The organism is Sulfurimonas sp., from assembly GCF_027056685.1.
Lineage (GTDB): Bacteria > Campylobacterota > Campylobacteria > Campylobacterales > Sulfurimonadaceae > Sulfurimonas.
This window is the reverse complement of the sequence record NZ_JALUKE010000086.1, coordinates 1-13,053: the sequence shown is the minus strand read 5'-3', so window position 1 is coordinate 13,053 and position 13,053 is coordinate 1. Positions and strand designations below refer to the sequence as shown.

Annotated in this window: 14 protein-coding genes; 11 read left to right on the top strand and 3 right to left on the bottom strand. The window is 35.5% G+C overall.

Going from position 1 to position 13,053, the window contains the following annotated elements; translation table 11 throughout:
* On the top strand, positions 1-832 hold an 832-nt coding region (locus MVY38_RS03820; RefSeq protein ID WP_297483744.1), incomplete at its 5' end, for a 1-aminocyclopropane-1-carboxylate deaminase.
* Here MVY38_RS03820 and MVY38_RS03815 read toward each other — a convergent pair.
* Positions 829-1,509 carry a nitroreductase gene (locus MVY38_RS03815; protein ID WP_297483743.1) on the bottom strand — a complete coding sequence of 227 codons (681 nt, stop codon included), beginning with the start codon at positions 1,507-1,509 and terminating at the stop codon, positions 829-831. The genes MVY38_RS03820 and MVY38_RS03815 overlap by 4 nt on opposite strands.
* Before the next feature lie 160 nt (positions 1,510-1,669).
* Between MVY38_RS03815 and MVY38_RS03810 the strand changes: the two genes are divergently transcribed.
* The 8 genes from MVY38_RS03810 (at position 1,670) to ruvX (ending at position 9,320) form a co-directional block, all read left to right on the top strand.
* The gene (locus MVY38_RS03810; RefSeq protein WP_297483742.1) at positions 1,670-4,246 is read left to right on the top strand and encodes an AAA family ATPase; all 2,577 of its coding nucleotides are present in this window, start codon (positions 1,670-1,672) and stop codon (positions 4,244-4,246) included.
* A gap of 70 nt (positions 4,247-4,316) precedes the next feature.
* A complete protein-coding gene (rpmH, locus tag MVY38_RS03805; protein ID WP_297483740.1) occupies positions 4,317-4,451 on the top strand; it encodes a 50S ribosomal protein L34 in 135 nt (44 codons plus the stop codon).
* Positions 4,439-4,777: a ribonuclease P protein component gene (gene rnpA / locus MVY38_RS03800; RefSeq protein WP_366939754.1), complete on the top strand. Its 339-nt coding sequence runs from the start codon at positions 4,439-4,441 to the stop codon at positions 4,775-4,777. Before rpmH ends, rnpA begins: the two co-directional genes overlap by 13 nt.
* Positions 4,758-5,081 carry a membrane protein insertion efficiency factor YidD gene (yidD, locus tag MVY38_RS03795; RefSeq protein WP_297434170.1) on the top strand — a complete coding sequence of 108 codons (324 nt, stop codon included), beginning with the start codon at positions 4,758-4,760 and terminating at the stop codon, positions 5,079-5,081. Before rnpA ends, yidD begins: the two co-directional genes overlap by 20 nt.
* Positions 5,082-5,084: 3 nt before the next feature.
* Positions 5,085-6,686, top strand: coding sequence for a membrane protein insertase YidC (gene yidC, locus MVY38_RS03790; RefSeq protein WP_297483738.1), 1,602 nt, complete (start codon positions 5,085-5,087; stop codon positions 6,684-6,686).
* A gap of 2 nt (positions 6,687-6,688) precedes the next feature.
* Positions 6,689-7,576 carry a Jag N-terminal domain-containing protein gene (locus MVY38_RS03785; protein WP_297483736.1) on the top strand — a complete coding sequence of 296 codons (888 nt, stop codon included), beginning with the start codon at positions 6,689-6,691 and terminating at the stop codon, positions 7,574-7,576.
* A gap of 2 nt (positions 7,577-7,578) precedes the next feature.
* Positions 7,579-8,916, top strand: a complete 1,338-nt coding sequence (mnmE, locus tag MVY38_RS03780; RefSeq protein ID WP_297483734.1) for a tRNA uridine-5-carboxymethylaminomethyl(34) synthesis GTPase MnmE — start codon at positions 7,579-7,581, stop codon at positions 8,914-8,916.
* A 2-nt stretch (positions 8,917-8,918) separates the two neighbouring features.
* Positions 8,919-9,320 carry a Holliday junction resolvase RuvX gene (gene ruvX / locus MVY38_RS03775; RefSeq protein WP_297483732.1) on the top strand — a complete coding sequence of 134 codons (402 nt, stop codon included), beginning with the start codon at positions 8,919-8,921 and terminating at the stop codon, positions 9,318-9,320.
* 107 nt (positions 9,321-9,427) lie between these two features.
* Here the strand turns inward: ruvX and MVY38_RS03770 are convergent, their stop codons facing one another.
* Positions 9,428-10,165, bottom strand: a complete 738-nt coding sequence (locus tag MVY38_RS03770; RefSeq protein WP_297483730.1) for a hypothetical protein — start codon at positions 10,163-10,165, stop codon at positions 9,428-9,430.
* Positions 10,156-10,806, bottom strand: a complete 651-nt coding sequence (locus MVY38_RS03765; RefSeq protein ID WP_297483727.1) for a hypothetical protein — start codon at positions 10,804-10,806, stop codon at positions 10,156-10,158. The genes MVY38_RS03770 and MVY38_RS03765 overlap by 10 nt, the downstream gene beginning before the upstream one ends.
* A 287-nt stretch (positions 10,807-11,093) precedes the next feature.
* Between MVY38_RS03765 and ilvC the strand changes: the two genes are divergently transcribed.
* Both ilvC and bioD read left to right on the top strand, forming a co-directional pair.
* On the top strand, positions 11,094-12,116 hold the full coding sequence (gene ilvC / locus MVY38_RS03760; protein WP_297483725.1) for a ketol-acid reductoisomerase: 1,023 nt from the start codon (positions 11,094-11,096) through the stop codon (positions 12,114-12,116).
* Between the two features lie 300 nt (positions 12,117-12,416).
* Positions 12,417-13,053 (top strand): dethiobiotin synthase (bioD, locus tag MVY38_RS03755; RefSeq protein ID WP_297483723.1); only part of this gene is annotated, 637 nt, incomplete at its 3' end.

Below are 13,053 nucleotides of genomic sequence, written 5' to 3'. Positions count from 1 at the left end.
GGCATTTTTTGTTAAGCGTGATGATCTTATTGACCCTCATTTAGCAGGAAATAAATACCGAAAGCTTTATACTCTTTTACAAACTCCCTCTTCGACTTACGATACTATTGTCTCTTATGGTGGCACTCAATCAAACGCAATGCTGGCAATAGCAGCCATGGCACAAAAAAAAGAGTGGAATTTTACTTACTATACAAAACAACTCTCCCAAACGCAGCGTAAGCAGCTTAGTGGCAATTTTGCACATGCCTTAGCTCTTGGAATGAGGCATATTGAGCTTGAAGATGCACTCTATAGAGACTATATTGCTTCACTGCGTCTGACGGCTGATAGTAGAACTTTTGTAGTAGATCAGGGTGGTGCTATAAGTGAAGCAAAAGTAGGGCTTGAAGTTTTAGCGCAGGAGATAAAGAGGCAAAAAAAGAGTGGTGCAATAGAGAGTGATATTTACTCTCTTGCTACACCTTCTGGTACGGGAACAACAGCACTTTTTTTGGCTCTTGCACTTCCTGAGTATAAAGTTTATACAACGCCATGTATTGGAGATGTTGCCTATTTAAAAGAGCAGATGAGTGCTCTTGCAGAATTACCTCAAAATCTGATTATTCTTCCTCCAAAAAAGAAATACCATTTTGCAAAGCCTTATAAAGAATTTTTAGAGATATATAAAAAACTCTTAAAAAGTGGGGTGGAGTTTGACCTGCTCTATGCTCCTGCAATGTTTGAAGCTCTTTTAGAACAAACGAATGAAAAGATATTATATATTCATAGTGGAGGAGTAAGTGGTAATGAGAGCATGCTTGCGCGCTACTCTCAAAAAGGGTGGAGTTAGTTTATAAAAGTAATGTTCTCTGTGAGGGGAACTCTTTTAGGCTGATATGCGTTGATTTTTGCATCTTTATCTTCATAGCCTAAAACTACGCTGTATAAAAGGGCAAGATTTTCAGGTACACCAAGTTCTTTGGCAATAACGCGCCCAAACTCTGTAGTAGAGCCTTGCGGACAAGTAGCTACGCCAAACTCATGTGCTGCAAGCATAATGCTTTGCATATAAGCACCACAATCTATAAGTACCCCTTGTGCTTCATTAATATTCTCTTTTTCTGTAAAAACAAAAAATACAGTTTGTGCGCCAAACCATCTAAAATTATCTTTCCACATCTCTATGCGTGTTTCATTGTCTTTTCTATCAACTTCCATAAGTTTATAGAGTCCTGCACCTGTAATAATACGGCGTTTTTTATAAGGATTTACCCAATTTACAGGATAGTATTGAATAAACTGATCATGTGCAACACCTGCATCCATTTTTTCAATAACAGCATCGCCAACTTTTTTAAGCACTTCTTTGTTTGATACTGCATAAGTCACCCATGGTTGCATATTTGCACCACTTGGCGTCATTGCAGCAGCCTGCAGAATCTTCTCTTGAATCTCTGCTTCAACTGGTTTTGGTAAATATGCTCTTTTTGATGAACGATTTTGTAAGGCTTCTATAACAGATGGCATTAACAGTCCTAAAGTTTTTATAGAATTATACATAATGAGCAATTATATATAGATAAAAGGTTATGAAGATTATAATTTGTTAGTGCAACTTAAGTCGCAAAAGTTTGTGAATGAAGTATGTATAATACCAGCAGAAAAAATAATTTATAAGGATTTTACAATGAATAATATATTTGAAAAACTAACACATAATATGAGTGAATCAATTGAGAGTTCTGTCTCTTTGGCACTTCATAATAAAAATCAAGAAGTGACGCCAATACACTTTTTATGGGCACTTTTAACAAATTCTGATTCACTGCTAAATCAAATGTTTAATAAAATGGGGATAGACAAAGTTGCGATGGAGCTTGATATTAAAAGTATGGCCCAAAAGCTTCCAAAATCTTCAAGCGTTACAAAAGAGAGCATAAAACTTTCTCATGAATTTGTAAAAACTTTGCAAAATGCAGAGGGTTTAATGGCAAAAAATGGGGACTCTTATCTTGCTGTTGATACTTATTTACTTGCTAATTTACAGAGTGCGCCATTCTCTGAAATATTGCCAAAATATGTAAATACAATGGATTTGGCAAAAGAGATAGAGGCTGCGCGTGGTGGGGCGAAAATTGACTCTCAAAGTGCAGATGAAACTTTAGAATCTCTTGCAAAGTATGGTATTGATTTGACAAAAGAGGCAGCAGAGGGAAAACTCTCTCCTGTTATTGGTCGAGATGAAGAGATTGCTCGTACTATGCAGATTTTAATCCGTAAAACGAAAAACAACCCAATGTTACTGGGTGAGCCAGGAGTTGGTAAAACAGCACTTGTCGAAGGACTTGCACAAAGAATTCACAGTGGAGATGTTCCAACATCATTACAAAATAAAAAGCTGATAGCTCTTGATATGTCTGCACTTATTGCCGGTGCAAAGTATCGTGGTGAATTTGAAGATAGACTTAAAGCAGTTATTGATGAAGTAAAAGAGAGTGGAAATATCATCCTCTTTATTGATGAAATTCATACTATTGTTGGTGCAGGTGCATCTGAGGGTTCTATGGATGCGGCAAATATCTTAAAACCTGCTCTTGCTCGTGGTGAATTACATACTATTGGTGCGACAACGCTTAAAGAGTATAGAAAATACTTTGAAAAAGATGCAGCATTGCAACGCCGTTTCTTGCCAATTTCTGTGGATGAGCCAACTGTAAATCAATCTTTGCAAATTCTTCGTGGAATTAAAGAGAGACTTGAAGCACATCATAATGTAAACATTACAGATAGTGCATTGGTTGCTGCTGCGAAATTATCTGATAGATATATTGCAGATAGATTTTTGCCAGATAAAGCGATTGATTTAATTGATGAGGCTGCGGCAGAACTTAAAATGCAAATAGAGTCTGAACCAAATGAACTAAGCGCGGCTAAACGCAAACTCTCAGAGCTTATGGTCGAAAAAGAGGCACTTAAAATGGAGAAAACTCCATCAAATGAAAAACGCCTCCAAGAGATTGAAAAAGAGCTTGCGGATGTGGAAGAAAAAGTACGAAGTTTAGAGACTCAGTTTCATGGAGAAAAAGAGGTATTTGAAAAAATATCTGCTATTAAAGTGGAAATAGAAGCTAAACGCCGTGAAGCAGAACTTGCAAAAGCACAGTCTGATTTTAACCGTGCAGCAGAGATTGAGTATGGTGAAATTCCTAAGTTGAGTGATGAAGAAAAAGCACTCAATGAAAAATGGGATAGAATGCAAGAGGCAGGAACACTACTTAAAAACTCTGTAGATGAAGAGTCTATTGCTTCTATTGTCAGTAGATGGACAGGTATTGCTGTAACAAAAATGTTGCAAAGCGAAAAAGATAAAATCTTAAATGTGGAAGAGGAGCTAAATAAAACTGTAATTGGTCAAGGAAGAGCGACTCATGCCGTATCTCGTGCTATTAAACGAAATAAAGCAGGATTAAGTGATAAAAATAGACCAATAGGAAGCTTTTTGTTCCTTGGGCCAACAGGTGTTGGTAAAACACAAACGGCTAAGACTTTGGCGAAATTTCTCTTTGACTCTGAAGATGCTATGATTAGAATAGATATGAGTGAGTATATGGAGAAACATGCAGTATCTCGTTTGGTTGGTGCAGCACCAGGATATGTTGGTTATGAAGAGGGTGGACAGCTTACTGAAGCAGTAAGAAGAAAACCTTACAGCGTAATTTTGTTTGATGAGGTAGAAAAAGCACATCCAGATGTTTTTAACATTCTTTTACAAGTTCTTGATGATGGTCGTTTGACAGATAATAAAGGAGTAACAGTAGATTTTACAAATACTATTATCATCTTAACATCAAATATTGCGAGTGATAAAATCATCAATAATCCGCAAGGAAAAGAGCTTGATGATATGGTAATGGCTGAGTTAAAACAGGCTTTTAAACCAGAATTTTTAAATAGACTTGATGATGTGGTTATTTTTAATGCACTAGGTCAAGAGCAGATTAAAGGAATTGTAGAGATATTCTTTAATGATATTAAAAACAAAGTAAAAGAGCGTGATATTGAACTTGTTCTCTCAGAAGATGCGAAAGAGTATATTGCTGAAGCTGGATTTGACCCAGTTTATGGTGCTCGTCCTCTAAAAAGAGCGCTTTATGAGATTGTAGAGGACCGTTTGGCTGACCTTATTTTAGAAGGTAGAGTCAGTGAAGGTTCTCGTGTAGAGTTTACTGTGGTAAATGGTGAAGTGGAAGTTAAAATCTCTTAAGAGGTTTTAACCACATTTTAAGCAAACTTTCAATAAAATTGCGGACTTAAATTAAATAAGGATATGTCAAATGAAAAGAACATACCAACCCCATAACACACCTAGAAAAAGAACACATGGTTTTAGAGCAAGAATGGCTACTAAAAATGGTCGTAATGTGATTAATCGTCGTCGTGCTAAAGGTCGTAAAAAATTGTCAGTATAGGCGGATTTTATACACTAAAACTTCATAAAGAGTTTCAGTATATTTACAATAAAGGAAAAAATCAACATTCATCGAGTGTCGTTCTTTTTTTCCTTCCTCAAAAAGGAATTCACAAAGTAGGTTTTACTGCTACCAAAAAACTTGGTAATGCAGTAAAGCGCAACCGTGCGAAGCGTCGTATGCGTGCACTCTTTCGTGAACATTCCGATTCTCTCAAAGATGGTACATATATATTTGTTGCAAAAATAGGATTGTTTGAACGCTCTTACGAAGAGTTTCAACATGATTTTCAAAAGGTACTCACCCGTGCGAAAAGTTTTACTTAAAATTTTATGGTTTTACCAGAAGTTTTTTACTCTTATTGGTTACGGTTCGTGTCGTTATTACCCAACTTGTAGCGAATATGCACGTATTCATTTTGAAAATAACTCAATTTCAAGTGCATTTTACCACTCTTTTACTAGAATACTACGTTGCAATCAACTTTTTGATGGTGGTATAGAGTATCCTCTTTTAGACAAACTCTTATTAAAGCCCAAAAATCTTGATGTTGATTCTATAAAATACTGGTTGGTTCCCAATAAAAAAAACCGTTATTACATTATAAAAAATTTTTCATATAAAGGGTAATTTGTGTTAGACAAAATGTCACCAAATCAAAGATTAATAGTCGCTGTACTATTAGCTGTAATTTTTTTCGTAGGATATACTGCGATATTTCCGCCAAAAGAGAGTGCTGTAGCAAAAGAAGCTAAAGCAAATAGTGTTGTAACAACAAAAGAGAATACAGATGTTGCAAAAAAAGTACAAGAGGCTTCCGGGCATGCTATAGCAGAACAAGAGAAGATGGAAAAAACTGTTTCTAGCAATATTGTTACTGTTAAAAACAAGAAGTTTATACTGAAAATAGATTCGTTAGGTCGCATAGCATCAAAAGAGATGCTTGAAAGTAAATTTCAAAATAGTGACCATGTCAATGCGCAACTTATTCCTCCACATGGTACAAAACCACTCTATATTAGATTTGCAAATGATGCTATAAATGATGCAGCATCAAAGGTACCTTATGTAGCAAGCACTCATCTTGTAGAGCTTGATAATAAAGCAGTTACGGTAACTCTTACACAAAAATTGCCACAGGTAACGATAACAAAAAAACTTACTTTTTATCCTGATGGTCATTATGATATACATATAATAACTTCAAAAGATATTCGCTATTTTGTCTATCTTGGTGATAGACCTCATGTTTCTAAAAAATTGATGGCAGTTGCAGGTGATATGGTCTATACAGGTGATGATGTTGCCCATATTATTGAAGATGGAAAAGCTGAAGGACGCCAAGTATTTCAAGATGTGAAGCTTGTCTCCTCTTTTGATCAATATACTGCTATTATTTTGTATGGCTTTAAAAAAGATGCAAGCGTTGTGGTAGAGAGGGGAAAAGATGATAATCCAGTTATATATTTTGAAGCAAATCAAAATGTAAATCTTCATGGTTATATTGGTCCCAAAGAGCATAAAGTGCTTAAGGCAATTGACCCTATGCTTACAAATGCAATAGAATACGGATGGTTTACATTCGCAGCAAAACCTCTTTTTGCAATTCTTTCATGGTTACATGGTATTTTTGGTAACTGGGGATGGTCTATTATTGCACTTACGGCTCTTATTAGAATTGTACTTTATCCTTTGACTTACAAAGGTATGATAAGTATGCAAAAAATGAAAATGCTTGCACCAAAACTTAAAGAGTTAAAAGAAAAACATAAAAAAGACCCACAAAAACTAAACGCAGCTACAATGGAAATGTATAAAAAACATGGAGCAAATCCTCTTGGTGGATGTCTGCCAATGTTACTACAAATTCCCGTATTTTTTGCACTCTATCGTACTATTTTAAATTCAGTTGAATTACAAGGTGCTCCATGGATTTTATGGATACATAACCTTTCTCTTATGGATCCGTACTATATTCTTCCAGTCTTAATGGGCGCTTCAATGTTTATGCAGCAACATATGACACCAAATAACTTTACTGACCCAATGCAAGAGAAAGTATTTAAGTATTTACCAATTATATTTACATTTTTCTTTATAACATTCCCTTCAGGATTGGTACTTTATTGGTTAACAAATAATATGTTCTCAATAGCACAACAGTACATGGTAAATCAGCAATTTAAAAATGCAGAAGATTTAAAAGAAGCTATTGAAAAAAAGAGTGAGAGTTAAAAATGATTAAGATAGAAGCAGTAACCCTAGAGGATGCGTTTAATGATGCTGCAACTTCCTTAAAGTGTTCTGTTACAGAGCTTGCCATTGAAGTTGTACAGGTTCCAAGCAGTGGTTTTATGGGCTTTTTTAAAAAGAATGCCATTATTGTTGCAACTGTTAAAAAAGATGTTCCAGTAGAGATAGAAAGTGAGATGCTAAACGCAACAGAAGTTGTAGAGAGTAACAGTGCATCAGTGGAGAAAGAAGAAGAAAAAATATCTACACACAATATTTTGAATGACACAATTATGCCTGCATCTTTTGTAAGTGACCAAGATGAGCAGGATGAAGATCTAGCAAGTGGTTTGGAATATACTGCAGATTATGATGATGAATATGACGAAAGTGTTGATGAAAGTGAAGCACTTCTCTCTAGCAATCAAAATATTGATGCAATAGCTTTAGAAGTTAAAAGTCAAATAAATGAACTCTTTAGACATATCTGTTTTGAAATTGAGCATATAGAAGTTCGTGGATATGATAAAGAGACGATTCTTATTGAATTTAAGGGTGAGGATGCAGCTCTTTTAATAGGAAAAGAAGGTTATAGATATAAAGCGCTCTCTTATATGCTATTTAATTGGATAAATTCAAAGTATGATGTGCAGCTGCGTTTAGAAATAGCAGAGTTTTTGAAAAATCAAGAAGAGTCAGTATCAAGATATCTTGAAGGTGTTTATGAAAGTATAGATAGAGATGGAAGGGCACAGACAAAAATTTTAGATGGAGTTCTCGTGCAAATAGCCCTTAAAGAGCTTCGAGAAAGATACCCTCAAAAATATGTAGTGATACGCTCCACAAAAGATGGGCTAAAATATATAATCGTTAACGATTATCATAACAACTAATTATGACTGATACAATCTCTGCCATTGCTACTGCAAATGGCATTGGCTCCATCTCTATTATCCGCATTAGCGGTGATAGAGCACTCCAGATTGCTCAAGCTCTGAGTAAACGCCAAAACTTTTCCCCACGCTATGCAACACTTAGCACTATTTACGATAAAGAAAATAGACTTATTGACGAGACTATTATTATCTACTTTAAAGGACCAAACTCTTTTACAGCTGAAGATGTTGTAGAGATTCAGTGCCATGGTGGTTTTATTGTTGCGCAAAGCATACTTAAAGCTACTCTTGATGCAGGGGCTAGGCTAGCAAACGCAGGAGAGTTTTCAAAGCGTGCTTTTTTTAATGGACGCATTGATTTGAGTGAAGCAGAGGCAATTGCTCAGCTTATTGAAGCCAAAAGTGAGGATGCAGCGAAGATTCTTGCAAAGCAGATGAAAGGTTCCCTTAAAGAGTTTATAGAGGAAGTTCGTGATGCTATTATTCATATCTTGGCTTATAGTGAAGTAACTATTGATTATGCTGAAGAGGATTTACCTCAAGATTTGGTAGAACAAATTCAAGCAAAACTTGATGAACTTTATGCTCTTTTGAAAAAAACATTGATTGCCTCAAAATCTCGTCAAGGTTTAATGCAAGGTTTTCGTGTAGCAATTATTGGAAAGCCAAATGTAGGAAAAAGCTCTCTGCTAAATGCCCTATTAAATTACAATCGTGCTATAGTAAGTGAAATAGCCGGAACTACTCGTGATACCATAGAAGAGCAGGTAAAAATTGGAACACATCTTATTAAAATAGTAGATACAGCAGGTATTCGAGAAGCTAATGATGAGATAGAGAAAATAGGAATACAGAGAAGTTTGGCAGCTATACAAGAGAGTGATATTGTTATAGCACTCTTTGATGCTTCACGAGAGCTTGATGATGAAGATAGAAAAATTGTTACACTTTTGGAAGAAAATGGACAGAACAAAGAACTTATAGTAATTAAAAACAAGATAGATTTGCCACAAAATTTTTCTTGTGATACTCTCAATTTTGATTTGGAATTGAACTCAAAAGATGATGTGAGTCTGCTTGTAGAAAAACTAGAAGATATTATGGACAAAAGTAATGGTAGTGATGAAATTATGCTTATCTCAGAGCGTCAAATTGCAGCTGTAGAAGCAACAATGAAAAACATTGAAGAGGCGTATGAACCGCTTGAATTTCAGGAGTTAGAAATTTTCTCTTTTCATCTTAATGAGGCTGTAAAAGAGATGGCAAGTATTACAAGACCTTTTGAAAATGATGAGATGCTAGATAAAATGTTCGGCTCTTTTTGTCTGGGAAAATAGCATTGAAATATATTGCTATAGACTTGGGACTTAAACGCATTGGTCTTGCATATTCAGCGCATAAAGACATAGTAACTCCCCTAAACGCAGTGATACGAAAAAACCGCAATCAAGCCTCAAGTGAGGTAAAAAAAGTCATTGATGAATGGGAAGTGGATGCCGTGGTCGTGGGCATACCTTTAGGTGGAAGTAGTGAGGATGAGATGCGAAGACGCATTGCACACTTTATGAATCTTGTTGATTTCAAAGCTAAAGTCTTTTATCAAGATGAGGCAGGGAGTTCCCTTGAAGCTGAAAATATGATGAAAGGCGAAATAAAGTACATTCGTGATGGACGGGTAGATTCCATCTCTGCTATGATAATCTTACAACGATTTTTACAACAAAAAAAGAGGCTTAATTAAAAAAATAGTTGCTGAATTTGTACACTTTAAAGAGGTCTTTGACATAGTAGAGGTGATGGGTATTGACTATTTCCAAGGTTATTACCTTGGTGAGCCAAAACCAGAAGTTATTTCCCCAAAATAAAGAGGTTATTGCTTTTTGCAGTAGCCTGAGTAAATCTCTCTTTGAGCTCTCTATCATAAGTAAGTAAAAAGACATTTGCATTTTTAAGTGCTAACTCTTCAAATGTCTGTAGTAAAATGTCATCTGCTACATTTTTCCCATGTTCACATTTTGTAAAATTAAAGGAGTGCAGCGTTTTTGAGTAATCATAGAGGTTTGCTTCCCATTCTGCCTTTTTGAGGTACAACGAATCTGGATTTGCGGCAAGGTAGATATGTGTATCATCGACATTATAGGGTTCTATAATGTCATTAAAAATAGAAGCTATGTTGGAAAAATTTTCTATATCCCAAAAAAGATAATTTTTATTGGTTTTAGATTTATGCTTTTTATTGATAAGTTTAAGCCGTTTTGTGATGTTAAAGCTACTGTAGGCGGTATCATTTATTAGTACTATTGCGCGTTTGAGCTTCTGTGCATCGTTGGTGTTAAATCCTAGTATTTCCCCGAGTTCAATATAAAAATCCAAATTTAACAGCTCTTTTTGCGATGCACCCTTTTGGTATTTCTTTAGTTTTATTAGTTTTGATTTGCTAAAAAGAAGGGCTATACTCATTTTTTCATGGTTCGCGTAAGCTTGTTTAACACGAAAAAAAATATCTTTAGCTTCAGTGGTGTCTGGAAATTCAATAGAGCCTCTGTATCGGTGCTCTATTGAAATCTTTTGTCTATTTAGAGACATTTAAAAAACTCTGCAGCCTCTTCTTCATCATTACTTAGATTCTCTTTTGTATAGAGAGAATTCTCTTGCATCATTTTTTTTATTTTTTCTTGGCAGTAAGTAAAGAGAACTTTTTGTGCCTCTTTATCATTATCTAAAAAACCAAGACCACTAAACTGATACGGTTCTTCTTGTTCAATACATAAAAGTGTGCCGCTGCACTCTGTTTCAAGTATTTCTACTAAATTTCTGTAACTTATATCAAATTCTGTTGCATTCCATCCAATATCTTCAAGCGCTGCGTTTGCAAATTTATCGACTCCATCTCCTGTCGTGTCATCATAAGAGGCACGAGGTGTATTTACTCTTATTAGCTCTTGCCAGTTTGAAAATGCTTTAAGCAGAACTCTATCGTCATCTTCTACAACTTGATAGTTGTCTCCTAAAATTTCGCTAAGAGTTTTTGGCTTAGTTGGCACTAGGGCATTAGCAGCTTGGGGAGTATGCTTTCCTTGGTAAATTAAAATCTCTTTATCTGCAAATGGTGCAAATTTTACCTCACCTTTAATGTTGATTGCAAACTCTTTTGTTGTGTTGATTGCGTTTAGCAGTTCTTGTTTATTAACAGTAATAATCTCTTTAAACAGGTTGAATTTTTTCATAGTTACCTCAAATTTTTTTCATATTATACAGAGAATGAAATTAAGCAGAGACATTTCTAAAAAGTTCTAAGCTTTCTCTAATAATAATTTTACCAAAAGTTGAGTATAATGCGACAAATTTTTAAGCTATAGCAGACATTTCTGTTATAACAGAAAATTGCACTAGTGCAATGAGCTTTGCGCTGAGCAAAACCAAGCGTTAGCGTAGTTAGAGGAATTACTTCCTCTATCGTAATAAATAGATGAAGGGTTACCTTCATTTTATGAAATAAAATTAAGGAAATGAAATGGCATTAAATGTTTACTATGATAAAGATACAAGTTTAGACCTAATCAGAAGCAAAAAAGTTGCAATGATTGGATTTGGTTCTCAAGGACACGCACACGCAGAAAACCTAAGAGACAGTGGTGTTGAAGTTATTGTTGGTCTTCGTAAAGGTGGATCATCTTGGGCAAAAGCAGAAGCAAAAGGTTTTGAAGTGTTTACAGTTGCTGAAGCTACTGCACAAGCAAATGTAATTATGATTCTTCTTCCAGATGAAGATCAAGCAAGAATATATAAAGAAGAGATTGAACCAAACTTAAATGCTGGTGACACTATTGCATTTGGTCATGGTTTTAACATTCACTATGCAAGCATTATTCCAGCTGCAGACATCAATGTTACTATGATTGCTCCAAAAGCTCCTGGACATACTGTTCGTTCTGAATTTGTTCGTGGTGGTGGTATTCCTGACCTTATTGCTGTTGGAAATAATCCTTCAGGAAATACAAAAGAGTTAGCTCTCTCTTATGCTTCTGCTATTGGTGGTGGTCGTACTGCTATTATTGAGACAACTTTTAAAGATGAGACTGAAACTGACCTTTTTGGTGAGCAAGCTGTTCTTTGTGGTGGTGTATCTTCTCTTGTTCAAGCTGGTTTTGAAACATTAACTGAAGCTGGTTATGCTCCTGAAATGGCATACTTTGAGTGTCTTCATGAACTTAAACTTATCGTTGATTTAATGTTTGAGGGTGGAATTGCTGACATGAGATACTCTATCTCAAATACTGCTGAGTATGGTGACTATGTTTCTGGTAAACGCGTTATTAATGCTGAAAGTAAAGCTGCTATGAAAGAGATTTTAAAAGAGATTCAAGATGGTAGATTTGCAAAAGACTTTATCTTAGAAGGTCAAGCTGGTTACCCTCGTATGAATGCAGAGCGTGCAAATGCAAAAGCATCACTTATTGAACAAACTGGTGTAAAACTTCGTGACATGATGCCATGGATTTCTGCAAATAAAATCGTTAACCAAGACGAAAACTAAGATTAGTTTTTTTATGGTATAATTTTACCGTAACAAGGGTAGCTCCTTTAATGCTATGATTGATTACCATAGCTGTTAGGATGAGAAGGGTAACTAGTTTTCTAGTTACCCTTTTTTTTTGCTAAATTTTTAGTGGGTTGTGCTGGGTGGGATTCTAATATAAGGAGCTACCCTTGTATAACAAATTGGTACTAATCATGCTAGTTTTGATGTTTGCATTTAGCATTCGTCTTTATTAGCAAAAAAGAGGGCTTAATCACCCCTCTTGATTAGTGCTACAATCTATTAAAAAAGAAAAATATGGCAAAACGAATATTTATAACTGCTACAAATACCGATATAGGTAAAACATATACGACACTTAAAATGTTACGCGAGTATGCCTCTCGGGGCTTGCGTGTTGGAGCTATTAAACTTGTAGAAACGGGTGTTGTAAATGGCATTTACCCTGATGGTGATTTACTTTTATCTACTTTAAAAGAGTTAAACGAAGAGTACTTAGATTTAGAGATTACAGATGTTGTGCCTCTCTCTTATGAACTCCCTGCTGCACCTTACATCGCTTCTGGTGGTGCGATGCTTGATTTTGACAGACTTACCTCTGCCATAGAGAAGATGGAAGAGCGTTGCGATGTTTTGCTTATTGAAGGGGCAGGGGGCTTGTTGGTTCCTGTGGATTATAGCTTTATGATGATAGACCTTATAGGCTTTTTTCATGCTTCTGCGCTCCTTGTAACGCACTGCTCTCTTGGTTGCATAAACGATACACTGCTAAGCCTGCAGGCACTTGAGCAAAAAAATATAAATAGCGTGCTTGCATTTAACTGCCGTAAGAGTGACGAAAGTTTTGCAAAAGTAAGTGAGCCTTATTTTATAAAAAAGCAACAAGAAGTTCTAAAAGTAGATAAGGACATTGACACAATTTGTGATGTCTTGT